The organism is Geobacter sp., from assembly GCA_009684525.1.
Lineage (GTDB): Bacteria > Desulfobacterota > Desulfuromonadia > Geobacterales > DSM-12255 > Geoanaerobacter.
This window is the reverse complement of the sequence record WKKR01000001.1, coordinates 1,020,700-1,047,032: the sequence shown is the minus strand read 5'-3', so window position 1 is coordinate 1,047,032 and position 26,333 is coordinate 1,020,700. Positions and strand designations below refer to the sequence as shown.

Below are 26,333 nucleotides of genomic sequence, written 5' to 3'. Positions count from 1 at the left end.
TATGCATGGTTTATATTTCCACCTGCTGACCTAGTTCTACTACCTGTCCGGGGGGGATGTTGAAGAATGAAGTGGCAGTTAAGGCGTTCCGGGACATGAAGGAAAAGAGATGCTCCTGCCACCGCATCATTCCCGATTCCAAAGATGTCGAAATAATAGTCTCCCTGGCAAGGTAGTAGGTGACACGATCCAGGTCTAGTGGGCGCATGAACGATTCGCACTGTCGTAATGCAACAGGGACATTGGGGCTCTGCATAAAACCGTAGCGAACAATGACCCTGGTAAAACCCATCTGCATTTCCATCTCTGTCAACCGCTCAGCTGCAGGAACCCGTGGAACTTCCTCCGTCAGGACGGTGAGGATAATTACCTGTTCATGCAGTACTTGGTTATGAGTAAGGTGATGCTGGAGCATTGGGGGAGTTCCGACAGGTCGCCCGGTCATGAAAACCGCCGTTCCGGGTACACGGTGGGGTGGTGATTCTGCCAGTGTGGCGAGGAAATTTTCTAGTGGCTCCCGCTCCCCCTGTAATCTCTGGTTGAGAACATTTCTTCCCCGTTGCCATGTTGTCATGAGAGTAAAGACGCCGACACCAGCAATGATGGGAAACCAGCCACCATGAACAATTTTAAGAAGATTCGCACTGAAAAAAGAGAGGTCGATTACAAGAAAAAGCCCGGTGAGGGCGCAGGCTGAAGCAAGTCGCCAATGCCACTGCTTTACCATGAGAAAAAAAGCAAGAATAGTCGTGATCACCATGGTTGTGGTCACGGCAACACCGTAGGCTCCCGCGAGATTTGCCGACGACCCGAACCCTACGACAAGCATGAGAGTGGTAATCATGAGTACCGTGTTTACTGTGGGAAGATATACCTGCCCGATTTCTTCCGATGAGGTCTGAATCAGACGGAACCTTGGACTGTACCCGAGCTGCATCGCCTGCCGGGTCAGGGAAAAGGCCCCCGATATAACTGCCTGGGATGCAATGACCGTCGCCATAGTGGCGAGTATCACGACTGGATAAAGCCCCCATTGAGGAGCCAAATGGTAGAATGGTTCCGTTACATCGTCAGGTCGTACAAGGAGGATGGCCCCTTGACCAAAGTAGTTGAGGAGAAGGGCAGGAAGGACAAAAGTGAACCACATGAGTCGGATCGGACGCGGCCCAAAGTGCCCCATATCGGCATAGAGTGCTTCTCCACCGGTCACCACAAGGAAAACCGAACCAAGTACCTGAAAAGCGAACAGACCATTTTCTTTGAAAAACAGCACGCCATACAATGGATTCACTGCTAATAAAACGTTTGGTGACCTCAGGATGCCGCCAATCCCGAGAATCGCAATGGTGGCAAACCAGAGCACCATTACCGGACCGAACACAACCCCGACACCTGCGGTTCCCCGCCGCTGAAAGAGGAAGAGTGTAATGAGAATAATGATTGTTATTGGGACTATAAAGCCCTCCAACGCAGGTGCAGCAATTTTGAGCCCTTCTACGGCACTTAAGACTGAGATTGCGGGTGTAATCACCCCGTCGCCATAGAGAAGGGACGCACCAATAAGTCCAAGTGGGAGAATGTACCGCAGCTGTTTTGGTGATAACTGGCTTCGCGGGGTCAAAAGTGCAAGAAGCGCAAGTATCCCGCCTTCCCCGCGGTTGTCAGCCTGCATGAGGAAAAGCAGATATTTAATGGAGATTACGAGAGTGAGTGACCAGAAAACCAGAGAGAGTATCCCCAGAATGTTCTCAGGTGTAGGAGGCAATGAATGACTGCCATGAAAGCACTCTCTGAGAGCATATAAGGGACTTGTGCCGATATCTCCATACACGACCCCGAGCGACGCAAGTGCCAGAAAAGGCAAACGTTGGTCTTTGGTATCCTCCCTGGGTGTATCAGAGCCTGAAGAAATGGGGGAACGGAGCTTGACTTTTCTCATTGCATTGACTCGTAGCTGTTTACCAGTAAGCGTACTCGTAGGTAAGTCCGAAAATCAGATTCAGATCTGAATTCTTCTTCCCCGCCTCGGGTAAGCTATTATAACGATAATCGACCTCAAAATTGGCGGCAACGCTGTCGATAAGTGGCAGACGGAACCCTTGTTCAGTTCTCAGGACTACCGAGTTAATGCTAAAACTGAAATAACCTTCTTGACGATGAAATAACTTGAGGCGTTTAGGCACAGCTTCCCATTCAAAACCTGCGGCCCAGCGGCCTGCCGCGTCACGTTTGTCCTCGCCGACTTTCACATCCTCGTTGAAGTAGGAAACTCCAGTCTCAGTAAAGAAACTGAGTTGTCGTGTATCGAAAAACTGATATCCAATGCCGAGTCCTTCGGTATTGCGAAGATTGAGGTTGGCGAAAGAGTCCTGTTCAGTGAGTGATTGTGCGTAGGTGTACAGTTTTTCAAAGGTAAAAAAGTCGTACTTGAGACTTCCCAACGAATTGCGTGAAGTAATCTCCCCGTTTGCCTCGCCGTAATTATACTTGGCATCCACAGTGAAGCGGTGCTTATGCGTCTTGACCTGGAAACGAGTTGCGATGTTCAGTGCCTTGGTGTCTGTATTGCCACTATTGAGACTGCCTCCAAGATTGAATAACCCAGAATAGGTTGAAGGGCTGACAGCAAGCAACTGATCTAGCGGAGTCGGTAAAGACTTTCCCAAAAGAGTGCTTTCAACTTGGATTTTACCCCTCTCCGCGCAGCTGATTTTCCCTATGAGAAATTCGTTATTCTGGAACTCGACGGGCAAGCTTTGATCAGAGCTAATGCAGTCAACCTCTTTCCAGGCAATGTTAAGCTTCTCATCTGCATAAACTGTCTTAAAGATGAGTAAATCCTTCTCCATTCGCACTATTTTGCCTGTGAGACGGTCTCCGTTTTTCATCCGGATCTCATCGGCTTCAGCTGAGCAGACTGGAAACACTAATAACAGAATGCTGAGATAAATTAGCCGACAGCTATTAACTTTCATAAGCATGTCCATGAGTGCCTCGTGCTGTCTGTATTTATTGTCTCACAATTTAAGGGTGTTTCTCTAGAAGACCAGGGATTTCTCTATTGAAAATGCGATATGCAGCCAGTTTTGCCCGATCCTCGATCAAGAACCAGGCGAGAGAATAGAGCCAGACCGTCCCCCCCCAGAACCAACCGATGGGGGCCATGAAGATTCCGTAAACTGCCAATGTGGTTGCAATAAGTTGCGTTCCAATGATTGCAACTACAAGCGCTTTAGCAGGTCGAGTACTCCAAAATGGACCTTTGGTGCGAGCTGCGAATATGGTGAGGTGCCCCGACACCGAGAGTTTTAAGTAAATTATGGACTGAATGACATCACGGCCAAGGTGCGAAAGCTGCTCAGCAAGATAGAAAAGGCCGAAAGAAGCAATGACCCCAACGATACCGAGCACTGTGGCAACCCCAAGGACAACCGGCATATCCCATTTTTGCGGGGCATCAGAAGTTTCCGCATGGTCGAAGGCAATGGCAAGGATAGCTCCATCGTTCAATAGGGCCAGGAGAACAATCATGACTGCCGTTACCGGGTAAAAGTTGAAGACTAGAATCGAAAAGGTTATGAACAGGAGTACCCGAATCGTCTCTGAGATCCTATAGAGGGTGTAGCTGGTCATTCTTTGAAAAATCCTGCGGCTCTCAGTGATTGCATCGATTATAACTGTGAGTCCAGGAGAAAGGAGGACTATGGCTGCTGCGGCTCGTGCCGCATCGGTTGCCCCGGATACAGCAATGCCGACATCGGCCTTTTTAAGTGCTGGTGCATCGTTTACACCGTCGCCAGTCATCCCCACGATGTGCCCCTGTTGTTGCAGTACCTCCACTATGTGGAATTTATGCTCTGGGAAGACTTGTGCAAACCCATCGGCATTCTCGATGATATCAGCGAGGCGTGTTGCCTCACGATAATCGCTGCCCGTAAAGATAGTGGCATCAAGGATCCTGCTGCCAAGACCGACTTGCGTGGATACCTCACGAGCAATGGCAAGCTGGTCACCAGTCACCATTTTCACATTCGTCCCCATTCGCCGAGCTGCTTCTATAGTCTGCCGGGAATCATCCCGGGGTGGATCAAAGAGAGGGATTATCCCCAGGAAACACCATTCCCCACCTTTTTCTTTCCGGGCTACCGCCAGAGAACGGAACCCACGTTTTGCAAAAACCTCCACCGCAGCGTCTATCCGATTTCTGGCCGCTGATTCAGGGGCAACAAGATCCACTATCACTTGCGGGGCACCCTTGGAAACCTGAAAGATTGTTCCATCGGGATCTATCATCTCCGCCTCGGTCCTTTTGCCGACCGGATCAAAGGGGATATATCGTGACATCCGATAGTTTTTTAGAGTCGATACTTCCGGCAGTCCATTCAGAACTGCAAGGTCAATAGGATCGGAATCTTCACTCCGGGAAGCCAAGGCTGCCGCCAGCATTACCGATTCAGGCTCAACTCCTTCGAAACAATACGGGTCTCCAATAACAAGCTCATTTTTGGTCAATGTGCCGGTTTTGTCGGAACAGAGGATGTCCATCCCTGCAAGTTCCTCAATGGCGGCGAGCCTGCTGACAATTGCTTGGCGACTTGCAAGTAATCGTGCACCGACAGCCATGGTCACCGAAAGGACCGTTGGCATTGCCACTGGTATTGCAGCTACGGTCAGCACTAATGCGAACTGCAGGGACACACCGATTGGGTCCCCACGGAAGAAGGCAACGGTAAGAATTAGTGCTACGAGTGCAATGGCAACAACTATAAGGTAATCCCCGATTTTCAGGACGGCTCGCTGAAAATGGCTTACCGACCTGCCCTTATCAATAAGTTGGGCAGTCTTGCCAAAAACTGTTTCACTTCCTGTTGCAACAACAATGGCATTACCCTCACCCCGTTTTACGATAGTCCCAGAGAAAACCTTTTCCTCTTGACCGCGGCCAACCGGAAGCGATTCACCAGTCAAGGCTGATTGATCAATCTCGAGCGGCTCTCCCTCAATGAGATAGGCATCAGCGGGAACGATATCCCCCAATCGGAGCCGGATTACATCTCCAGGCACCAGTTCCCTGGAAGGCACAATCTGCCATTCCCCGCCTCGTCGCACCTTTGCCTTGAGCGCAAGCTGCTCTTTAAGGGCAGCAATGGCATTTCCGGCCTGGTGTTCTTCCCAGAAACTGACAATGGAATTTACCAGAAGGAGTACGAGGATAATTCCAAAATCTTCCCAGCGACGAACGATTGCCGAAAGAAGAGCCGCCGATTCAATCATCCAGGGTATTGGGCCCCAAAAGGATGCAAGAAATTTTCGAATGGACGAGACACGTTCTTCCTGAAGTTCGTTGTAACCGTACTCAAGGAGGCGGCGGTTATTTTCGTTCTCCGAAAGCCCGTCAGGCGAAGATCCAAGGCTGGCAAAGAGTTCGTCACGTGGCATAATCGCTTGCTGTAGTTTTTCCTGAAGATGCCCACTGTTCCCTTGATATTCGCTCATATCAGGCCTCCTCACTCCGATTCAGGAACCATCTGGGTTCAACTTCGGCAACATGTCAATCCGCTCCAAGAATAACCCTTACGGCCTTGGACGCAAGCGCCTTGGCTCACTTGTTCATCAAAACAGAATTGGTGATATAATAGTATTAGGAAATATGTGGAACGACGGACAAATTCGTAACATACTTGGAGGTGCAAATCATGGAAGATCTCAAGAGTATATTAGTTGTAAGCAGAATGACTACTTACTGCCAAGAAGCGGTTCATTGTGGGGTTTCACTCGCCCGCAAGTTCAATGCAGAGCTTTCAATAATCCACGTAATTCACAATCCGTTCGGTCTCGAGGGTTGGAACCTGCCAATCGTTTCGCTGGAGAAAGAGTATCAGGAATTGATGCGGAAAGCTAAAGAAGACTTGGATCGGATACTCAAAAACGAACGAAGTGAGGGACTTGCGGTAAAAGAGTTGATCAGGAAAGGTAATCCTACGGAGGAGATATTGAAAGCAGTGAAAGAACTGAACATAGATCTTCTCATTATGCTTTCCCACGAAGAATGGCGACTTGAACACTTCCTTTTTGGTCGCAGCAATGAGGAAATCATCCGGAAGATGCCATGTTCCGTCTTGCTAGTTAAGAAAGAACCAAAGCCGATTCATTGGTAATTGTCAGTCGAGAGCATGTGGTTTGTTTGTAATATGTCTCTGCCTCCATTTAATATCTCGTTTTTGAAGGGAGGTGGAGACATTTTAGTATTAATTGACCTTCCTCCCGAAAATGTTCTGCTCTAACGGTACAGTATTTTGCACAGTTACGTTTGGTTTGCTGGGAGATACCGTTATTGAATGCGCCTGACTTTCAGGAGTTTCCCCGCAATTATGGCGATGAGGGAGCAACCGGCACTTAATAACGCTCCCATTTTCGCGGCACCCTGCGTAACTGGCTCAGGAAATGCCTCTCCGGCAACAAAGAGGGCCACAGTCAGTCCGATTCCCGCTATCAGCCCGACAAGGGCCAGCTCTTTGTTGTTAACCTTGTTGGGCAACGAATAGCCCAAGCGGTGCCCAAGCCATCCCATGATAAAGATCCCTCCTGTTTTGCCGATTACTAAGGCACCCAGCACCAGCCAGGTGGCATCGCCGATGGAGGTGAACTGCACACCCGCGTTGGCAAGTCCGAACATGAACAGACCGAAATCGACCACAATTTTCCAGTCTTGTTCGAAGCGGTGCATAACGGAATGCTCATGGATGTCCCCTTCGAAGATATGCCGTGTCTCTCTCTCCGGGTGGGGGAAAAACGGTATTATAAACACAAATGAGAGTGCAGGGTGCAGATGGGCATTGAACAGCCCCACCCAGCTGAGGGTGCCCCCGGCCAGGAGATATGGCCAGTAATTTTGTATCTTGAAACGTCGCAGCAGATAGGCGGTGGCCATGCCGGCGACCGTCAACATGAGCCAGATTGGCTGGGTCGGTTGACCCGGATCGGGATAGAACAGCGCTATGATGGCCAGACCAATGGCATCATCGGCTATGGCCAGCAGGAGCAGGAATGAGATGGCCGGATGGCGGCTGCCGAAGACGATTCGCGCCACCAGCCAGGCCAGGGCGATGTCCGTGGCGGTCGGGATTCCCCATCCCCTGCGCAATGAAGGATCGCCGACAACTTCATTGATAACGATGTAAACCAATACGGGGCCTACCACGCCTCCGATGGTGGCCAGCAACGGATTGACGGCTTTGTGCAGCGGGTGGAGGTCGCCGCCCGGCAGGCAGCTCTGGGTGATTTCGGCAGCGGCAATGCCGAAAAACAGCACCATGAAGATGTCGTTTGTCAGGAAGTGAAAGCTCAATTGTCCAATAAGTGGACCATGGTTGAAGTGGAAGTAGCTCTCCGGAGAAAGGTTCGACCAGACGAGTGCAACTATGATCCCGCTGATAAGCGGAACGGAAAATTCTCGTAACATGTTAATGCGTTTATGCATTGTGATGTATCCTTCTCAGCGGAGCGGCAGGTCACTCTCCCCTGTTATTGTATTGTGATTCCAGGATTCCGACTATCGAATTGAGGAGCCCGAGCAGTTCAGACTGGCTGTTCAGGTAATAGGGGGCAGCGGTTCGGTCGTCCTTGCCGATATGAATGCCGAACAGATCGGTATCTTTCAGTTGAAAGACCTCCTCGTCGGTCAGATCGTCTCCGAAAAAGATGGATCGCGTTAATCCGAGTCTCTCCATCGAGGCCACTAGCGCCTCTCCTTTGGTCTGTGCCTCCATGGGGAGCAGGTTGACGACGAATTTCCCGCCGATTCTTTTCGGCTCGGGTGTGAGCTGCGCAATCGCGGCATTGACATGCGCCAGGGTCCTTTCCGGGTCAGTTGCCTTGCGATAATGGACGGTAAGCGATTCTCCCTTGAATTCGATCTCTACTCCCCGGATCTCCTTGAGTCCTTCCAGAAGCTGCTCTCTCCAGCCAGTGCAGGTCTGCACGAATCGTTGGTCCCGTGATTCCGTGCCGATCGGCCATTCGGCGCCATGGTTGCCAATGAGCAGATGTGGTTCGAATCCGAGGATAGCCAGGGCATCTTTTCTTGATCTGCCTGTGATCACCGAGACCTTTGCCAGCTTGACGAGCCGTTTCATGGCACAGCGGACCGGTTCGGCAACCATGGCTGCAGAGTATTCAGCAACGATCGGGGCAAGGGTGCCGTCAAGATCGAAGGCAAAAAGGGTGTCCGGCCCAATATAACTGCCAAAAACCTTCAGCGCTTTTTCGTTGAAGAGATAGACCGCGGTCACGTGTCTTTTCCGATTCTGGAGGCCAATTTCTCCCGTTGGCGGACGCGGGCTGCATCCAGGAGCATTCGTCCGGCCCACCGATAGACATTGAAGTCACGTACCATCGCACGCATGCTGCGCATGCGCTCCCGCTGCTCGAAGTCGGGCATGCTGAGTGCGCGGTCCAGGGCTTCAGCGGTCTGCTCGATATGGTATGGATTGACAATGAGCGCCTCGTGCAGCTCATGGGCCGCACCGGTGAACTGGCTCAGGACGAGCACCCCCTGCTCGTCGTCGCGAGAGGCAACGTATTCCTTGGCCACCAGATTCATCCCGTCGTGCAGGCTTGTCACCATGCAGACATCAGCAGCCCGGTAGTAATGGTTCACTACTTCAGGGGAGTGGTGTTCTACCTTGAGGCAGATCGGCTGCCAGTTCTCTTTCGAGAAGCGCTGGTTGATGCGAGTCGCGAGATTCCGGACCTGTGACTCGAATGCCTGGTAATCATCAAGCGCAGAACGGGTCGGTGCGGCAATCTGGATAAAGGTAAATCTCCCGATCATTTCCTCGTGCATCTCCAGCAGCTTTTCAACGGCCCTGAACCGCTCGAGGATCCCTTTGGTGTAATCCTGACGGTCCACACCGATCCCGATCTTGTGATCCAGTGGCAGTCCCAGTGCATGGCGGACTTCTGCACGACATTGTTCAACAGATGGTTGCGAATCCTGCCAGGGAGGGGGCCACTGGATCGAGATCGGGTAGCTTTCCACCATCGTCAGCTTGCCGCGTCGGGATATGGTGGAGGATTCGTGCTCGATGCGGGTCTCCAGGTAGCGGTCCACGGTCTCAAGAAAATTCTTGCAGTGGAACGGGGTATGGAACCCGAGGATCGTGCTGCCGAGCATGCCTCGCAACAGCTGTTCCCGCCAGGGGCAGATGCCGAACGATTCGGGGTTCGGCCAGGGGATATGCCAGAACGTGATGATGGTTGCCTTGGGAAGGGCTTTGCGGATCATCTCCGGCAACAGGGCGAAGTGGTAATCCTGGACCAGGACGACCGGGTCGTCGTTGTCCGCTTCCTTGACGACCGCGTCGGCAAATCGCTGGTTGATGGCAACGTACTGCTGCCAGTCGCTGGAGCGAAAGATGGGACGGACATGGGCGATATGGCAAAGGGGCCACAGACCTTCGTTGGCAAAACCGTAGTAATAGCCGTTCTCTTCTTCCTTGGTGAGCCAGATACGTCGCAACGTGTATTCGGGATGCTCCGGAGGGACCTGGATTCGGTCATGCCTGTCCACGGTTTCCCGATCGGCGCTGCCGCTGCCGTGAGAGATCCAGGTGCCGGAGCAGGCCCGCATAACCGGTTCGACAGCTGTCACCAGGCCGCTCGCCGGGCGATGAACCTCGACCCGCTCCTCTTTTCTGCTATGGATGTACGGTTCCCGATTGGAAACGACGATGATCCGTTCCCCGGCTAGCTGCTTGTGAAGCAGGGTGCGGAGAGAGTCGGGGCTCCAGGTGATGGTGACGTCGTCGGCGAAGCGCCGTTCGGTGTCGAGCGACCTGAGGAGTGCCTTCAAATCGCCAACCAGGGGCTGCAATTCCGATGCAACAGCTGGCTGTGAAAATGGCTTCAGAATCCCTTCGCCGCGCAACATCGCCTGCACGCCCTCCATCCAGCCACGCCAGCTCAGATGGGCGACGAATACGGTAATAAAGGAGACCACGATGCTGAGAAAGGCAAAGAAAAGGATAACATATTTGCGGGTATCGGCGCTACGGCGCTCGACAAAGCTCATGTCGTGGACGAGGATTAAGGTACCGTTTTGTCCCCCCTCCGGCGCAAGGGGGTAGGTAGCCACGTGAACGGCCCCTTGGGGGAGCTTGTGCAGTGCATTGACTGCCGTCTCCGTGGTACAGCCGAGCGATTTAGGAAAGGAGGGAGTGTGATAGAGGATCGTTCCGGTGCCATCGCAATAGCCGAGAGCCAGCAGTCGTTCGTCCTGTGTTGCCCGCAGCAGCAGGTCATTGATTCGTTTCCTGTTTCCCATGCGGAGCTGTTCGACCAGCGGGTCGTGCAGGGTGTTGCCGATAAGTTGGGACCGGATATCCATATCACGGATGAACCAGCGCAGGGTGAGCTGGTCAACCAGGGGAACGACGGCATAGGCCAACAGGGTCAACGCAATGACAAGTGGCACGATGAATCGCAGAGAAAGTCGAAGTGAGCGGAAAGGTTTCATGGTTCGGTACACCTCTTTAAATGCGTCATTTCTGCACCTGCCGGTCGTGGCACGCCCGCGAGTGCCTTGAATCAACTGTGAAGCGGTTGCGGGATAATATCCTCAGCTCCGAGCATTTTCACCATCTGCTTCATTCCTTCTTCAACAGTACAGAACTCTTCTTCGGTTAACGCGGTTAGCCCTTTCACCAGCATGATTTGGGCAACTTCGGGTGCTTCTGTCGCCAACTCGTGCCCTTTCTCGGTAAGATACAGGTCCACAGCCCTGCGATCCGTCATCGAACGGGTCCGTGTGACCAGTTGTTTTCCTTCAAGCCGATCAAGGATTCCAACAACTGTTGAAGGACGCAGGTACATCTGGCGAGCAAGATCGGAAACCTTCATGGGAGAGGCAGTGGCCAGGATTTTCAAAGCCCAGAGTTGCGGTCCGGTCAAGCCGGTTGAACGTTCTGCTGTTTTCGAATACTCGGTAATCGCCTGAAAAACGCGCCTTAAATTATCGATTATATGGGGAATAGATTCTCGTTCGGTGCCCATGGTATCTCCAGGAATTACAATGATAAATTAATTAGCCTTGCTAATTATATGTGTTGCTAATCATAATGATGAAGGTACATCTCGTCAAGACTTGATTTCGTACTTGTCTGGACATTAGAAACAACCTGCTGCAGAGGTTGTTTCTAATGTCCAGCCGGATAGGTAATGCCGGCAGTGGTACTATGTGAAAAAACGGTTGTTCCGATTGAGGGGAATACAAAGCATCTCCGCTGAATTACAGCGGAATCAAGGGGCTGAATGTATGTCCATCTATCTATCTGCTGTTTATTTGACATCCGCATGCCGTACAATCCTGAGCGACAACCCTGCAGAAGCGGCTGCATGTGAAGTCGGCTGATTCAGTGCCAGAGAGCTTTCGGGGACGGCAAGCTCTTTGTTGAGGTAATTTCGCAATGTTGCGATGTTTCGAATATTCTTACGCGTGTAGGGCTCCAGGGAGAACCGATACCTTGATGGCCCTTCCGGTAACTGCTTGATGATACTGAGAGCTTTAACACTTTCTGGCGTTAGTGAGCTGTCCTTGGTGAAATGGAGCGTCGGCAACAGCGGGGTCATGGCAACGGAAAGTTCAATGGGTACTCCCAGAGCTTTCTCCAACTGGCGTGTAAGTATTAATCTTTCATCGTCACTTACCGGAAAGTCGCGCTGAAGCGTAGTTGTAACCAGAAGGGGTTTCGTTCTTCCGGCAAAGGCCAGCCTGGTATCAAGAACCGGGAATGGGGCTAATGCCACTGCCAGTTCATGTTCTGTCTTTGCCACCATCCCCCCGACCTTGCCGGATATTTCGGCGGTCGTTTCGAGGCGTGGTGTTCCCGTTGCGCTGTCAGACCTGAACGCACGTATGTCCGTTGCTGCCGGCAGACTTTCCGAGGCGACTATCACCTGTTCCAGCTGCAGCTCAACCGGAATGGCAAGCCTGGCCCGCAGCGCGTCTTCGATCTTCTTTACCGTCTGTTTATCTATGAAATGCACAGTATTGACCGAGGCCGCGACCACAGAGCCGGAATCAAGAGTCTGATAGTCATAGCCGGTCATACGTGATTCATGTTCCTTGTCGAGTTCTGCCTTCAACACCCGTTCGATCTGTTTTTTCGTATTCAATCGCTTCAGATCCACCACCAGGGTGTAGACCAGAGGGATCGAGATCAGCAGGAGCACCACCGCAATGATCAGTAACCGGGTGCGCTGGGAATACTGAATGGTATCTACGTGACTGGTGCGGAATCCCATGGTGAAGAAGACCAGGTCGGAGGTGATGACGATTGCCACGAAGTTAGTGAAAAACAGCAGAAATCCTCCCAGTGCCAGCATCAACTGTCCGGTTCCGAGGCCGTACCCGGCAACGCTCAGGGGGGGGATGACCGCGGTGGCTACGGCTACGCCGGTGGCGGTGATCAGGTAGTTTCGTTTGGTACAGAGCGCCACAGCACCAGAGATCCCGGAAAAGACCGCCACAAAGAGATCGTAGATATTGGGTCTGACCCGTGCCAGGATTTCTGCGGTAGGCTCCTTCAGTGGAGATATAACCGTAACAATGGCGCTGACCGCGATGGTCAGGGCAACGCTGATGGCAATTGTGCGGAAGGCGCGCCGGGCCAGGGGGAGGTCACCGATGGTAAGGGCCAGACCCGAAGAGATGATCGGAGCCATCAGCGGAGAGATCAGCATGGCGCCGATCACCACTGCCACGCTGTTGGTAAGGAGCCCGAGCAACGCAATCAGGCCTGCCATCATCAGCATGAGATAGTAGATCCAGGAACGCTCGACACTGGATACAACGTCTTTCACCACTGCCTGATGATTGACCATCTCTGTTTTAAGTGCCAGAAAATCCTTCGCTTTTTTTGTCAGATACTGGAAATGGGCACTTTTTATCATGAATCTCCTCTTATCCTACCCACGATCATGAACAGCGACATTCCTGCAGCAGGATCTCTATCCCCCGCAACGTGAGATCGACCGAGTCAGGGCGGTTATTCAATTCGTATCCGAGTTCGTAGGCCATTTTATGGAACAGGAAACAGCGCAGCATGATCGAAATATCCTCCCTGTTGGCCGGTACCAGGGGAGAATTCTTCATTGCGTGCAGATAGGCCTTCAGGTATGAACCGCTGACATACACGTACCAGGCTTCCATCCAGGGTTCGAGTAAGGGGATGTCGTCGGGGTGAGCGGCACCATGCTGAAGAAGGGCAGTCATGGCGGCATAGTGGAAGGAGTGGATCATTCCTGCTACATCCCGTAGCGGTGAGCGTTTCAGCCTGCGTTCGCCGAGAGAATGGGCAGGTTCTCCCTCGAAATCGATGAAGATGAAATCCTTGCCGGTGAAAAGCGCCTGACCGAGATGGAGATCGCCGTGGATCCTGCATTTCATGGCTGGGAGGCGACGATCGGTAATTTTTTGCAAACAGGCAACAATCTCTTGTTCTGATGCCAGTATACGCCCGGCCCGTTGCTGGACATCTGCAGGCAGTCGCTGAAGTTTTGCCGCAAGAACCTGGAAATTCCTTCGCACCAGGCCTCGCATGGACTGGAAAATCGAACGCTGGTAGAGAGAGGAAAACTCCTCCATGTTCCATTCGTTCTCTGTCGTTGCCGATACCAGTGCCCGATGCAGTTCCGCCGTGCGCCGGCCGAGCAGCAGGGCCATCTCCAGATGGAGCCCGCGAACGAGATCACGATATTGATCCGGGATGCCACTGTCGACAACTTCCAGGAGTGTCGGAAGCCGGTCCGGGAGTTTCGGCAGATCGTGTTTATGGGACAAAATGTGCTCAGTAAACTGGGTGAGGCTGGTCAAGGTGTTCCGCCAGGCATCGCCATGGGAGGATATATAGGTCTGCAACACGCCGAGGTCGTATGTCCTGCCGCCGGGAGCGCGGTATTGTATCGATCCTGCATAGGATGGCACATTGCGGAAGCGCGTCTTGCTCCCCAGGAAACGGAGAACTTCCGGTTCGGGATTGATTCCTTCATCCAGTTTCCGGTACATCTTGAGCAACAGATGATCGCCGAACAGTATGCTGGAGTTGTTCTGTTCCACAACCGTAACTCTGCCGGGGAACAGCTCCGTCCTTGGCGGCTGGTTTTTTGTGAGAAAGCTGCCTCGCCGTCCAACCAGTTGTGAGTCGTTTGCACCATGTATTTTGCTTTGATTCCCTATAAGGTCATAGAGCAGTTCGCGGAATTCCTCCAGGTAGATCGCATCGCACAAAATCCCCTCGGCATCTCCTATCGCGAGTGGGGCTATGGTCCCCAGCGGGTGGCTGTCCATCAGCGACTGAACTCGCTCGCTCGGCAGCCAGGTCAGGGGGAGCTGGTAGATTTCCGGTACGCCGTCGGTGTAGTTGACCTGAATGAACGCGAGAAGAAACAGCCGTTCATGTTGTTTCAACGGGAAGCTTTCGATCACGCTGACCTGGCTGATGGTGCGGCCTTTGCCGAAATACCAGAAGACTCGCTGCAGATAATTGGGAATCACCATGCTGCAGAGGCGTTCCCCTGCCTTGCCTTTCAGGACGTTCACCCAAGGGGCTCCCTCCCGCAGTTTCAGCTTCTGCACACCCTCTGGCGGTTCTATCCGTGCTTCATTGCTGCGCAGAGCAAACCAGAAATAATCGTATGGCCCGGTGGTGAAGTGGTAACGAGTCTCCTGGATCATGGGGAAACGATTGCGGCTGAAGACCTCTTCCGGGGTCATGCCGGCATAGCGTGAAAGATCGACGGTAACCGTCTGCGAGAAGCGGGACAGGTTGACGACAACCAGTAGTTTTTCTTCCTCGTGGCTGCGAATGAAGGTCAATACCTTTGGATTGTCGGAGGAGAGCATTTCAAGGTTGCCGAAGCCGAATGCCTTGAAGCGCTTGCGCATGGCAATGGTGCGGCGCATCCACCAGAGCAGCGACGAGGTGTTTCGCTCCTGGTTCTCCACGTTGATCGATTCATAATGGTATTCCGGTTCAATGATGACCGGCAGAAACAGTTTCTGGGGGCTGGTTTGGGAGAAGCCCGCATTCCGGTCCGGATTCCACTGCATGGGGGTTCGGACACCGTTGCGGTCCCCCAGGAAGTAGTTGTCGCCCATGCCGATCTCATCACCGTAGTAGATGATGGGGGTTCCCGGCATGGAAAAGAGCAGGATATTCATCAGTTCGATCTTGCGGCGGTTGTTGCGCATCAGCGGGGCCAGGCGTCGGCGGATGCCGAGGTTGATGCGTGCCCGCGGGTCGGATGCGTAGACCCGGTACATGTAGTCGCGCTCTTCGTCGGTTACCATCTCCAGGGTCAACTCATCATGGTTGCGGAGAAATATGGCCCACTGGCAGCCTTCCGGGATGGTCGGCGTCTGGTCGAGGATGTCGACAATCGGGAAGCGGTCTTCCATTTCGATGGCCATGAACATGCGCGGCATCAGCGGAAAATGGAATGCCATGTTGCTTTCGTCCCCGTTACCGAAATAGGCGGCGGCATCTTCCGGCCATTGGTTGGCCTCCGAGAGCAGCATGCGGTTTTTGAAGGAGCTGTCCAGATGTGCCCGCAGTTTCTTGAGAAAGGCGTGGGTCTCTGGGAGGTTTTCGCAGTTGGTCCCCTCCCGTTCAAACAGGTAGGGGACCGCATCGAGCCGGACACCATCGACCCCGAGCCGCATCCAGAAATCTATCACCCGCAGCATCTCGGCCTGCACCTTCGGGTTGTCGTAGTTGAGGTCGGGCTGATGGGAGTAGAAGCGGTGCCAGTAATAGGCCTTGGCCAACGGGTCCCAGGTCCAGTTGGAGGTCTCAAAATCCTGAAAGATGATGCGCGCCTCATGGTACTTTTCCGGTGTGTCGCTCCAGACATAGAAATCGCGATGCGCGGAACCCGGCTTGGCTCGGCGGGCGCGCTGGAACCAGGGGTGCTGGTCAGACGTGTGATTGAGAACCAGTTCGGTAATCACCCGGATACCGCGGCTATGGGCTGCGCGGAGCAGCTGTTTGAACTCGCGCAGGGTGTTGTAGCTCGGGTTCACGTTGTAGTAGTCGGCGATGTCATAGCCGTCGTCGCGCTGCGGAGAGGGGTAGAAGGGGAGCAGCCAGATTGCCGTGATGCCGAGCTTCTGCAGGTAATCGAGCTTGCCGATCAGGCCGTTGAAATCTCCCATGCCGTCCGCATCCGAGTCGGAGAACGCCTTGATGTGCAGCTGGTAGATGATGGCATCCCTGTACCAAAAGGGATTGTCTTCCAGTACCGGATCGTCATGACGCATGGGCAGTTTCTCCTTGTTCTGCTCTGCCGTAGCGCACCAGCTGGGTGCGTACGGAAGTTGCCAGGTCTTTCGGGAGCATCTCCCAGGTAAATCGCCACTCCCAGTTGCCGAAAGGGGTGCCGGGGATATTCATGCGGGCTTCGCTGCCCAGTTTCAGGAGATCCTGCAACGGGATGACCGCCGTATTGGCAACCGACATGAGCGCTGCCCGGATCAGGTCGCCGACGCAGTCGTCGCCCCGGGTCCCAAGGTATGCACACATCTCCTGTCGTTCCGCATCCGATCGTGCTTCATACCAGCCTTTGCTGGTGTCGTTGTCGTGGGTGCCTGTATAGACGACGCCGTTTATGACATGGTTGTGCGGCAGATCCCGGTCATCCTGCTCGAAATCGAAGGCAAACTGCAGGATCTTCATGCCGGGAAAGCGGTAACGGTCACGTAGCGTCAGCACTTCCGGCGTGATCACTCCCAGGTCCTCGGCAATGATCGGCAGCTCTCCCAGGGAAGCACGCAGGGTATCGAACAGCCTCTCGCCGGGCCCGGTGACCCACTCGCCGCAGATGGCCGTCCGTTCGTCTGCCGGAATCTGCCATGCTGCTTCGAAGCCGCGGAAATGGTCGATGCGGACAATGTCGAACAGTTCGAACGTCGATCTGAAGCGGTCGATCCACCAGCGAAAGCCATCCCGCTCCAGGGCATTCCAGTCATAGAGTGGGTTGCCCCAGAGCTGGCCGGTTGCGCTGAAGTAGTCGGGGGGGACGCCTGCCACCACCGTCGGTCTGCCGGAGTCGTCGAGAAGGAAAAGCTCCCGGTCGGTCCAGACATCGACTGAGTCGTGGGCGACAAAGATGGGAATATCGCCGATGATCGCAATGGCGCGCTCGTTGGCATAGCGGCGCAGCTCCTGCCACTGCTGCGAGAACTGCCACTGTAGGTATTTCTGTACCCCGACCTCATGGGCGAAGTGCGCAGAAAGGCGTTCGCGTATTGCGGCTGTGGGGCAGGCGATCTCCCGGGGCCACTGCTCCCAGTGGATGCCATTGTAATGGCGTTTCAACGCCAGGAAGAGGGCGCAGTCGTGCAGCCAGGGTGTGGTTTCGCAGAAGGTGTGGAAAGCATCTGCGCGGGGTGACCCTTTGTGGGCGAGAAAGGTGGAGCCGGCCCGGTGGAGCCGCTCCATCTTTCGTGTCGTCACCATGCCGAAATCGACTCGGCCTGCCGGAAGATCTGCAGGGTCACTGTCGGCAGCGGCAAGGTCTCCGGCGACAACGATCTGCTCGATGTCCAGCAGGAGCGGGTTGCCTCCGAAGGCGGTCAGGGCGGAATAGGGGGAGTTGCCGCAGGCAGGAGGGCCAAGCGGCAGCACCTGCCAGTAGGTCATACCCATTGTGTGCAGCAGATCGATGAACCGCCGTGCATCGGCTCCCAGAGATCCGATACCGCCTGGACCGGGCAGCGAAGTCGGATGGAGCAGGATTCCGGCTCCTCGTTTGTTGAGCATAGATGCTCCCCTGTCAGGTCTGGTGATTATTCCATGATTCATTTGTCGTACAGTGCTGCACCGGTCATGCCTAGGCGGCGGTGCCGGAACGGTCCAGACGTTCCAGCAGTGCGACCGGGAAATCCGCCAGGATCCGGTGCAAAGCCAGGCTCAGTCGCCCCTCTTCCTGGTCGAGCGGTAGGATCTCGCCGGTGAACAGGTTACGGTAGCGGCTTAACGCCGTGTCAAACGGTTGCATGATCCGGGTATCCTGCCAGACCTCCGGCCCCAGCGGCAGTCCGTCGCTTGACTCGATCAGGCGGGAAGTAAAGAGCGGCACCACCACAAGGACCGACCGGTTGTTGTCCGAGCGCTCGAAGGCGCAGACATGCTCCTGCCGGGCTCCTTCGACCGTGAGCGGCAGGTAGCGGCCGGATTCGAACAGCGACCTGTTGTCGCGACGGTAATTGAGCGCCTTGGCGGTGAGGTAGAGCTTTATGCGGCCGTCGTTTCGGCTGGCAACGACCTGCCTCGCCGTTTCCAGCGTTCCTGCGGTCTCTTCCAGATTGAGCAGACCGTCGAGAGCCTCCACTCTTGTATGGAAATCGACCAGACGGCGGTTGTCGGGATCGACCAGGCTGAAATCCCACAGCTCGTTCCCCTGAAAAAAGTCCGGGATGCCCGGCGAGGCGATCTTGAGCAGAGTCTGGGAGAGGGAGTTGAAGATACCGCAGGCGGCGGTCAGTTTCTGGAACGATGCAAAATCGTAGAGGAAATGGTTGTGTCGCGATTCCTTCAGGATCGAGTCGATGAAATAGATCACCGCATCCTCGTGCAGCGAGTGGGGATTGATCCAGCTGGAATGGACCTTGGCCTCGCGCATTGCCTTCAGCATGTATTCCTTGATCCTGCCGCGGAAGCGGGAAAACTCTTCTGCCTCGATCCCGCAGAAGGGCCAGGCACCTATCAGCGTCTGGTAGAGCAGGTACTCCTCGTTGCGGGTCGGCGCCGGCTTGCCGTCGACGACCATCTTCAGTTTCCGGTTCTGGCGGCTCCAGCGGGAAAGCCCCTCCCGCCAACGCTCCGGCATTTCGGAGATGACATTGATACGTGCCCGCACATCCTCGCTCCGCTTGGTGTCATGGGTCGATGTGGCCAGCAATGCCAGTGGGCGATTCTTGCACCGTTCGATGTTCTGGCCGTGGAATGCCTCCAGGGTAATGCCGAACCGCTCCGGACTTCCTCCCACCTCGTTCAGCGAGACAAGGCGGTTGTACAGGTAAAAGGCGGTGTCCTCGATCCCCTTTGCCATGATCGGCCCGGTGATCTGCTGGAAGCGCTTCACGAAATCGAGCCACATCTGACGGTGCTCTTCGAGCAAGGAGTCGGGGAAGCGGAGCAGCAGGACGTCGCGGATGAAATCGAATACCGAGGCGCTGGTGGCCGGATTCTGCCGCCGTGCCTTGCCGGTGGCTGATTCGATGTACTGGCGGTCCCGCTCCGTGACGTCGAAGCTGTAGATGTAGGTCCGGTAGACCGGGAAATAGGCAATCACCTCCACGATCGACTTGATCAGGCTGTTCAGGGTGAAGTCTCTGGTATTACGGTTCTGTTCCGATATGCGGTTCAGGTAGTGGCCCAGGGTGTTGATCTCGCTCGACATGGACACCTGCATGACAAGTTTTTTCTTTTCGTAGACCACATCCTGGAAATCGATACGGTGCTGCATGAAGCGTGTATAGAGCGTTTCAAAGACTTTTGCCTGTCCTGTGTCCACGAACAGCCCGTTGACCTGGTTGGCGAAATCGTACCCCGTGGTGCTGAACACCGGCCATGATTCAGGCAGCTTCTCCGATTTAAGGAGGATCTTTTCTCCAATGATGTAGAACGGCTTGTAGGAAGGATTTGCCGCAACAATCAGGTCATATTTCTCTTGCAGCGCTGCCTCGCTCTCTTCGTCACCTGCATCCTTCTGCCGGGTTTCGGGGGGGCTGCTGTACATGCTGATGAAACAGGCGGTTTGAAGCCTGCGGAAATAATCCTCCGGGTCCTGCAGTCCATCGGCGTGGTCAACGCGCAATCCGGTGACCGTCCCTGCAGCGACCAGCGAAAAGATGAGCCTGTGAGTCTGGTAGAAGACAGTGGGGTCTTCCATCCTGATGGCGCCGAGGGAGTTGATGTCGAAAAACCTCCGGTAATTGATTTCTTCGGTGGCGACGCGCCAGTGGGAGATGCGGTAGACCTGTTCGCAGAGCAGCGCGTCCAACAGATTGAAGCTGCGTGCCTCTCCCTTGGTGCCGTTGATAGTCGAGACGGAACGGTCGATGTACTCCCTGATGGCGATGCTGTTTTGATAGAGGTTCCAGAGGCGTCGCTTGACGATCTCTTTTTCCCGGTAGCGCTCGGCGATCCGCCCCGGATCTGTCTCGGTGATTGGCGGCAAGTGTTTGAGAGCGGTAACGATGCTCATGAGTTCCTGGAACTGGAGGGCATCTGTGGTGATGTCCTGTTCCAGGCTCGGAATGTCGAGCGTCAGGATATTATTGTAGGTTTTCGGGATGATCGGCAGTGTGTGCTCATAGTAGGAGACGAAAAAGGCGCCTTCGGCAAAGGAGAGTTGCAACTCGCCGTTTTCGAGTACCGCACCGTACTGGTCGCCCAGTATCGGGATGAGGATTTTGTTTTCCAGTTCCTTTTTTACCGGATGCCAGTCGATATCGAAAAAGCGCGCAAATGGCGAGCTGGGCCCGTTTTCCAGCACATCCAGCCAGAGTTCGTTTTCTCCTTCGATGCACATATGGTTGGGGACGATGTCGAGAATCTGCCCCATATCCCGTTCCTTCAATACGGCGCTGAGCGCCTCCAATTCCTCCTCAGTGCCGATCTCGGGGTTCAGACTGTTCTGGTTGAGGATATCATAGCCGTGCATGCTTCCTTGCCGGGCTTTGAAATAGGGCGACGCATAGAGGTCGCTGATGCCGAGGCGGTGCAGGTACGGGACGATTTCCCGTGCATCGTCGAAGCGGAACTGCGCGTTGAACTGGAGGCGGTAGGTCGAAGTCGGTATTCTGAGCCCTTTGCCGATCATAGGTCACCATTTCCTGCCGCCAAGACGGCAGGTACGTTGAAATAGAGCAGATGCCCAAGCTCCACGAGCATCTGTCCCAGCGAACTCTTGTCTGCCCCATCGCCGCCAGAGCCGGGGAGGGCAACGCGTGATTGCAGCAGGCTGAAGTACATGTTTTGCGTCTGCCAGAGGTTGACGTTCACCGGGATAGAGACTGCCGCTTCGACGAGCAGGAGAAGTTCTGCCAGGAGCCCGACATTGTCCGGTTCTGCAAGCACTGTTGTCATCGAAGTTTCAAGTCTGCGACGAATGATAAACTCGAGCGCCACCGCATCGAGACCGACTCCCCAGGTGGCGATCTCTGCGGCAACTTCTCTCAGTCTGGCAACATCGACCGTCTCCGAGCTGAACATCTTTTGCAGGAGGAGATTAAGGGCGGTCTCGGCGGTGGTCATGAAACGATGCGGTACCGGCATGCCGGTTTCCCGGAGGAATCCCATCAGGCTCCGGCTGTTTTCGTAGAGGGTGATGAACTTGTCCTCGAAGTCCTGGAGCGTGCCGGCGATGATGAGTTGGAGGATATGGCGCTGTTCATCCCGGAACAGGTCCTTCAGGGAGTAGGTGTGCATGCCGAAATGGGAGTCCATCAGCCTGACGATGGCTGCGAAGTCGGCTTCATTGAAGGCGGTGACAATTTCCTGGGCCATTGCGAGGTAGGCTTCTTCGCCGAGGTAGGAGCGCACCCCGCAGTTCAGGGCGTGGCCTCCGAAGTAGAGGGTACAGAAGCTGATCCGGTCGGCTTCACGGGTAATGGCCGAACGGATGTAGACTCTGCCCACGGCCAGTCGCATCTGACCAGAAGTGAGAAGGACAAAATCCTCCCTGAAAACGCGATAACTGAAAATGCCGGTTTCCTCGCCGTACTCCTCGAACACGGAGCTGACGGCGAAATGGGCGCCGACCTTGATCAGGTCGATCATGGCGGGCTTGACAAATCTCAGGTAGATTTCGGCCCCGTTACCTTGTTCGGGGAGATTGCTCGCTGCCTCTTCCAGGCGCCGGAGAAATCCGGTCTCGATCTCCTGGTGGCAGTATTTCTCCGCCAATTGAATCGCTCGGCCGGCATACCGGATGATCTGGACGGTTTCGAGCCCAGACAGCTCGTCGAAAAACCACCCGCAGCTGGTGTACATGAGCATGGCATGGCGCTGCATCTCCAGCATGCAGAGAACGGCCACCGTCTCATCTTCATCCAGGGGGCGCAGAGAATGTTCGAGCAGGAAGGCGGCCACGTTTTCTTCGCTGCGGTCGAGCATGGCATCGATATATTCGTTCCGCGCAGCCCACGGGTCCGTCAGGTATCCAGCCATTACATCTTCGTAGCAGGTCGCCAGATGTCCGCTGAGCCAGTCCAGCGCCTCCCGCAGGGGCCGGCGCCACTCTTGGTTCCAGTCGCCGCACCCCCCCGAATTGCAGCCGCAGTCGTTTCGCCAGCGCTCGATGCCGTGAGCGCAACTCCAGGAGCTGTTTTCCACTATTTGCACCTCATGGGTGGCGGGGTGCAGCTCCAGGTATTCGCCATAGTTGGTGAGACGGGCCAGGCCTCTCCCCTCAATATGATTCAGGGCATTCCCCAGCGCCATTTCGCCGAATGGGTGGTGGTGGCCGTAGGTTTCTCCATCGGTGGCGATGTGCAGCAGCTGGGCATGCTTGCGGTGCGACGAAAAGCCCGACACCAGCCGTTCCGCAAACTGTTCCCCGCTTCGAAGCAGTTTTTCGAAGGCCACGGCTTGTGAAATGGGGCCGTCATAGAAGAAAATGGTTATGGTGCGGCCGGAGGGAAGCCGGCAGAGATAGGCGCGGGAAGGATCGATGCGCGAATCGGTGACCTCTTTCCATCTGCCGGAGCCGATCCTCCGCACATTTCCCGCTTGGTGGCTGGCGAGAATGGTAAAGCGGATGCCCTCCTCGGCGAGTACCTCCAGGGTATTCGTGTCCACGGCGGTTTCCGCAAGCCAGAGACCTTCCGGGAAGCGGCGAAATCGGTGCTCGAAATCCCTGATCCCCCAGCGGACCTGGGTCTGCTTGTCGCGAAGGCTCGCCAGGGGCATGATGATATGGTTATAGACCTGGGCCAGGGCCGCTCCGTGGCCGGAACGCCAGGCAATGCTCTGTTGGTCGGCCTGCAGGATCGCCTGATAGGTGCCGGGAGAAAACTTCTCCATCCAGGAGAGCAGTGTCGGCCCAAAGTTGAAGCTGATGCGGGCATAGTTGCTGATGATCCCCGTGATGCGGCCTTCGCCGTCGAGAAAACGTGAGGCGGTGTTGGGGGCATAGCACTCGGCGGTTATCCGCTCGTTCCAGTCATGGTAAGGAAAGGCCGAATCCTGGATTTCGATTGCCTCCAGCCAGGGGTTCTCGCGGGGGGGTTGGTAGAAGTGGCCATGTATGCAGAGGAACCGTTCCATGTTCTATTCCTTTCGGTAGACGAGGACGCCGAAAGGGGCAAGCGTCGGAAGCATTTCCGGTTGACCGTCGGTGACGGAAATGGAACTGCCGGAAATTAAGGTGTATGTGGAGTCGAGGAGAACGCTCAGCGTGCCGCTTGCCAGCTGCAGAGGGATCGGGCGGCATTGATCGCTGAAATTGAACAGGCAGTGCAGCTCGCGGTTGCCTGCTTTCCGGATCAGTGCCAGCACCTGTTCCTCCTCGGGGGCAACCACCTGCATCTCCTCTCTGTTGGCTGCGGCACAGGGGATATACTCTTTGCGCAGGCGGATCAGGTCGCGGTAGAAATCGAAGACGGCTTTGTGGCCGCCGCGATGGCGCAGGTCAAGATCCAGCTTTGCAGAGAGGAAGGTTGCCTCTGCTTGAGGATCGGGAGGCGAACCTTGCTGGCTAAATGCGGCGAATTCCTCTTGCCGGCCCTGCCTGACCGCTGCAACCAGGGCTGCATCGCCGTGACTGATGAAATAAGGGAATGGTGCCCGCTCTGCATACTCCTCTCCCATGAAGAGCAGCGGCAGGTAAGGCGAAAGCAGCACGCATGCCGCGGCGAGCTTGAGCTGTTCAGCTGACAGATGCTCGCCCGGACGCTCTCCGCGCATACGGTTGCCTACTTGGTCATGGTTCTGGGAAAATACCACCAACCGGCGCGGGGGGACACCTGCCGTGGAACTCCCGTGGTGGCGCTTTCTGAAGGAAGAATAGTTACCGGAAAGGACGAACCCCTCACGGAATCCTTTTACCAGCTGGGGAAAACTCCCGTAATCGCAGTAGTAGCCCGCCCGGTCGTTGGTGAGCAGGGCTCTCAGGGCATGGTGGAAATCGTCGTTCCATTGCGCGTCAAGGCCATATCCACCCGTTGATGGCTGCGTGATTACCCGCACGTCGTTCAGGTCGCTTTCAGCGATGACGTATGCCGGCCGGCCCAGCGTGGCTGCCAGGCGATGCACTTCGTAAGTCAGTTCGGCCAGGATGTGACGGGCGCTGAAGTCGAATATGCCGTGCACTGCATCGAGACGCAGTCCGTCCAGGTGGTATTCGCTCACCCAGTGACAGGCATTGGCGATGAAATAGTGCCGGACCCCGTCGCTGAAAGGGCCGTCGAAGTTAACCGCATCGCCCCAGGGGGTGCGGTAGCGGTCTGTGAAGTAGGGACCAAAGGCGTGGAGGTAGTTTCCTTCGGGGCCGAGATGGTTGTAGACGACGTCGAGGATGACCGCCAGCCCCTGTCGGTGGCAGGCATCCACGAACCGCTTCAGTCCTGTTGCTCCACCGTAGCTCAGCTGCGGCGCGAAAGGGAAGACGCCGTCATAGCCCCAGTTGCGCCTGCCGGGGAACTGGGCCACCGGCATCAGCTCGACAGCCGTTATTCCCAGGTCCGCGAGATAGTCGAGGCGGTTGATGGCGGCATCGAAGGTGCCTTCTGCCGTGAAGGCGCCGATGTGCAGTTCGTAGACGATGTATTCTTCGAGCGGGATCCCTTGCCAGTTGCCGTCGCTCCAGGCATGACCCGGTTCGACCACTTGGGATGGGCCGTGCACACCATCGGGTTGGCAGCGGGAGGCAGGATCGGGTCGGCGTGTCATTCCGTCCAGCCAGTACCAGTAGCAATCGCCCACTGCTGCCGCTACCAGCCCCTCGAAGTATTCGCCATCTCGCTGGAGCGGTATGTGCAACCCATTGGAGGTGAGTTCCACCGCAACCGACTCTGCTGCAGGCGCCCAGACCCGAAAGCGGACTCCGTCTGTTACAGGGGTGGCACCGATATCAAGGCAAAAGCGATCCATCTCACCCCTCCGTTCCCTTCAGCTGAACCGTACGGATAGGGAAGGGGATCTCGATGCCCTCGGCGAGGTAGCGTCGGTGCAGCCGTTTCACGAACTCGTGCTTGAGGAGGTATTGGTCGACATATTCGTGACAGCGCAGGATCACCGTGAAATTGATGCTGAAATCGGCAAAGGTGTGGTAGCGGACGAACGGATCAAAACCGCTGACGCCGCCCTGGACCTCGCGCAACAATCCCTGCGCCACGTCGACGGTTGTCTGTTCGACCTTCTCAAGATCGCTGTCATAGCTGACCCCGACCTGGACAAGCACCGCCATTTCCGTCTCGGGTAGATGGAAGTTGGTGACAATGGCGCTGGCGAGCTTGGAGTTGGGGATCAGGACCATGTTGTTGGGCAAGGCGCGGATCAGCGTGTTGCGCCAGGTGATGTCGGTAACGTACCCTTCCTCGCCACTCCCCAGGCGGATGTAGTCACCCTGGCGAATCTGCCTGGTGGCGATGATGTGCAGGCCGGAAAAGAGGTTCGACAGCGTATCCTGCAGTGCCAGCGCTACGGCGAGTCCGCCGACGCCGAGCGCGGTCAGGATCGGGGTGATGGAGATGCCAAGCGATTGCAGGATGATCAGGATGCCGACGGAAAAGGCGATCGCCTTAGCCAGATTGGAGAAGATGGACGTGGAGGGGAGCACGGCCTTTTTGGCATAGTGCGAGACAAAGCCGGCAGCTAGTCGCATCATGAGAACGGTAGCCAACAGGAGGAGCACGACAAGAATTCCCCTGTCGGCCAGATGCTGTGTCTTTTCGTCAAGAGGAAGTCGCAATGTTGCGCCGTAAAGTCCCACCAGCAGGAAGGTGTAGAAGGTGAGCCCCTTGAGCGAGGTGATGACAATCTCGTCACCCTCCCAGGAGGTGCGATGCGCCAGGGCAGCGAGGCGTCGCAGCACGATCCGCTCTATGACAAGGCCAATAATGGCGCTTGTGGCAAAAAACGTACCTGCGGAGAGCAGTATGTCCCAGGTGATAGTCTTAATCATGATTTGGTGGGGATCCTTTTATTGCGTATGTACTGTAATACGGTAATCATTCATGATAATTGCCTAAAAATGATACCGTAACGCTCGGAAACTGCAATGTGCGGCACGGGCGTATGCTGCTATCAGCAACGCTCCTGGTTTCG

Annotated in this window: 15 protein-coding genes; 1 reads left to right on the top strand and 14 read right to left on the bottom strand. The window is 55.2% G+C overall.

All coding sequences use genetic code 11. The annotated features are described in order from the left end of the window. Nucleotides 1-10: 10 nt before the first annotated feature. The 3 genes from trkD to GJT30_04555 are packed head-to-tail and all read right to left on the bottom strand — an operon-like array spanning nucleotide 11 to nucleotide 5,439. Nucleotides 11-1,939, bottom strand: coding sequence for a potassium transporter Kup (gene trkD, locus GJT30_04565; protein ID MSM38882.1), 1,929 nt, complete (start codon nucleotides 1,937-1,939; stop codon nucleotides 11-13). A gap of 19 nt (nucleotides 1,940-1,958) precedes the next feature. Continuing rightward, nucleotides 1,959-2,975, bottom strand: coding sequence for a DUF481 domain-containing protein (locus GJT30_04560; protein ID MSM38881.1), 1,017 nt, complete (start codon nucleotides 2,973-2,975; stop codon nucleotides 1,959-1,961). Between the two features lie 49 nt (nucleotides 2,976-3,024). Next, the gene (locus GJT30_04555; GenBank protein MSM38880.1) at nucleotides 3,025-5,439 is read right to left on the bottom strand and encodes a plasma-membrane proton-efflux P-type ATPase; all 2,415 of its coding nucleotides are present in this window, start codon (nucleotides 5,437-5,439) and stop codon (nucleotides 3,025-3,027) included. Nucleotides 5,440-5,696: 257 nt separating this feature from the next. On the opposite strand from GJT30_04555, the gene GJT30_04550 reads away from it, so the two are divergent. Next, nucleotides 5,697-6,158 (top strand): universal stress protein, encoded by a 462-nt coding sequence (locus GJT30_04550; protein ID MSM38879.1) that lies wholly within the window; start codon nucleotides 5,697-5,699, stop codon nucleotides 6,156-6,158. A gap of 173 nt (nucleotides 6,159-6,331) precedes the next feature. Here the strand turns inward: GJT30_04550 and GJT30_04545 are convergent, their stop codons facing one another. The 11 genes from GJT30_04545 to GJT30_04495 all read right to left on the bottom strand — a co-directional run bounded on the left by GJT30_04545 (nucleotide 6,332) and on the right by GJT30_04495 (nucleotide 26,190). Beyond that, complete coding sequence (locus tag GJT30_04545) at nucleotides 6,332-7,480, bottom strand: sodium:proton antiporter (GenBank protein MSM38878.1); 1,149 nt, start codon at nucleotides 7,478-7,480, stop codon at nucleotides 6,332-6,334. 31 nt (nucleotides 7,481-7,511) lie between these two features. Further along, entirely contained in the window at nucleotides 7,512-8,291 is a 780-nt protein-coding gene (otsB, locus tag GJT30_04540) for a trehalose-phosphatase (protein MSM38877.1), read from the bottom strand. After that, nucleotides 8,288-10,516 (bottom strand): trehalose-6-phosphate synthase, encoded by a 2,229-nt coding sequence (locus GJT30_04535; GenBank protein ID MSM38876.1) that lies wholly within the window; start codon nucleotides 10,514-10,516, stop codon nucleotides 8,288-8,290. Before GJT30_04535 ends, otsB begins: the two co-directional genes overlap by 4 nt. A gap of 71 nt (nucleotides 10,517-10,587) precedes the next feature. Beyond that, nucleotides 10,588-11,052 (bottom strand): MarR family transcriptional regulator, encoded by a 465-nt coding sequence (locus GJT30_04530; protein ID MSM38875.1) that lies wholly within the window; start codon nucleotides 11,050-11,052, stop codon nucleotides 10,588-10,590. 285 nt (nucleotides 11,053-11,337) lie between these two features. Continuing rightward, the gene (locus GJT30_04525; GenBank protein ID MSM38874.1) at nucleotides 11,338-12,948 is read right to left on the bottom strand and encodes a TIGR00341 family protein; all 1,611 of its coding nucleotides are present in this window, start codon (nucleotides 12,946-12,948) and stop codon (nucleotides 11,338-11,340) included. 28 nt (nucleotides 12,949-12,976) lie between these two features. Beyond that, the gene (gene treS / locus GJT30_04520; GenBank protein MSM38873.1) at nucleotides 12,977-16,318 is read right to left on the bottom strand and encodes a maltose alpha-D-glucosyltransferase; all 3,342 of its coding nucleotides are present in this window, start codon (nucleotides 16,316-16,318) and stop codon (nucleotides 12,977-12,979) included. Then, complete coding sequence (gene malQ / locus GJT30_04515) at nucleotides 16,308-17,819, bottom strand: 4-alpha-glucanotransferase (protein MSM38872.1); 1,512 nt, start codon at nucleotides 17,817-17,819, stop codon at nucleotides 16,308-16,310. The genes treS and malQ overlap by 11 nt, the downstream gene beginning before the upstream one ends. Nucleotides 17,820-17,889: 70 nt before the next feature. Then, nucleotides 17,890-20,886: a malto-oligosyltrehalose synthase gene (locus GJT30_04510; GenBank protein ID MSM38871.1), complete on the bottom strand. Its 2,997-nt coding sequence runs from the start codon at nucleotides 20,884-20,886 to the stop codon at nucleotides 17,890-17,892. Beyond that, a complete protein-coding gene (locus GJT30_04505; GenBank protein MSM38870.1) occupies nucleotides 20,883-23,333 on the bottom strand; it encodes a DUF3536 domain-containing protein in 2,451 nt (816 codons plus the stop codon). The genes GJT30_04510 and GJT30_04505 overlap by 4 nt, the downstream gene beginning before the upstream one ends. Before the next feature lie 3 nt (nucleotides 23,334-23,336). Next, on the bottom strand, nucleotides 23,337-25,157 hold the full coding sequence (gene treZ, locus GJT30_04500) for a malto-oligosyltrehalose trehalohydrolase (protein ID MSM38869.1): 1,821 nt from the start codon (nucleotides 25,155-25,157) through the stop codon (nucleotides 23,337-23,339). A 1-nt stretch (nucleotide 25,158) separates the two neighbouring features. After that, on the bottom strand, nucleotides 25,159-26,190 hold the full coding sequence (locus GJT30_04495; protein ID MSM38868.1) for a mechanosensitive ion channel: 1,032 nt from the start codon (nucleotides 26,188-26,190) through the stop codon (nucleotides 25,159-25,161). Between the last annotated feature and the right edge of the window lie 143 nt (nucleotides 26,191-26,333).

Bases quoted from the DNA above. Each gene is read 5' to 3' on its own strand.
- trkD (MSM38882.1), bottom strand. From the start codon at position 1,939: ATGAGAAAAGTCAAGCTCCGTTCCCCCATTTCTTCAGGCTCTGATACA.
- GJT30_04560 (MSM38881.1), bottom strand. From the start codon at position 2,975: ATGAAAGTTAATAGCTGTCGGCTAATTTATCTCAGCATTCTGTTATTA.
- GJT30_04555 (MSM38880.1), bottom strand. From the start codon at position 5,439: ATGCCACGTGACGAACTCTTTGCCAGCCTTGGATCTTCGCCTGACGGG.
- GJT30_04550 (MSM38879.1), top strand. From the start codon at position 5,697: ATGGAAGATCTCAAGAGTATATTAGTTGTAAGCAGAATGACTACTTAC.
- GJT30_04545 (MSM38878.1), bottom strand. From the start codon at position 7,480: ATGCATAAACGCATTAACATGTTACGAGAATTTTCCGTTCCGCTTATC.
- GJT30_04535 (MSM38876.1), bottom strand. From the start codon at position 10,516: ATGAAACCTTTCCGCTCACTTCGACTTTCTCTGCGATTCATCGTGCCA.
- GJT30_04530 (MSM38875.1), bottom strand. From the start codon at position 11,052: ATGGGCACCGAACGAGAATCTATTCCCCATATAATCGATAATTTAAGG.
- treS (MSM38873.1), bottom strand. From the start codon at position 16,318: ATGCGTCATGACGATCCGGTACTGGAAGACAATCCCTTTTGGTACAGG.
- malQ (MSM38872.1), bottom strand. From the start codon at position 17,819: ATGCTCAACAAACGAGGAGCCGGAATCCTGCTCCATCCGACTTCGCTG.
- GJT30_04510 (MSM38871.1), bottom strand. From the start codon at position 20,886: ATGATCGGCAAAGGGCTCAGAATACCGACTTCGACCTACCGCCTCCAG.
- GJT30_04505 (MSM38870.1), bottom strand. From the start codon at position 23,333: ATGGAACGGTTCCTCTGCATACATGGCCACTTCTACCAACCCCCCCGC.
- treZ (MSM38869.1), bottom strand. From the start codon at position 25,157: ATGGATCGCTTTTGCCTTGATATCGGTGCCACCCCTGTAACAGACGGA.
- GJT30_04495 (MSM38868.1), bottom strand. From the start codon at position 26,190: ATGATTAAGACTATCACCTGGGACATACTGCTCTCCGCAGGTACGTTT.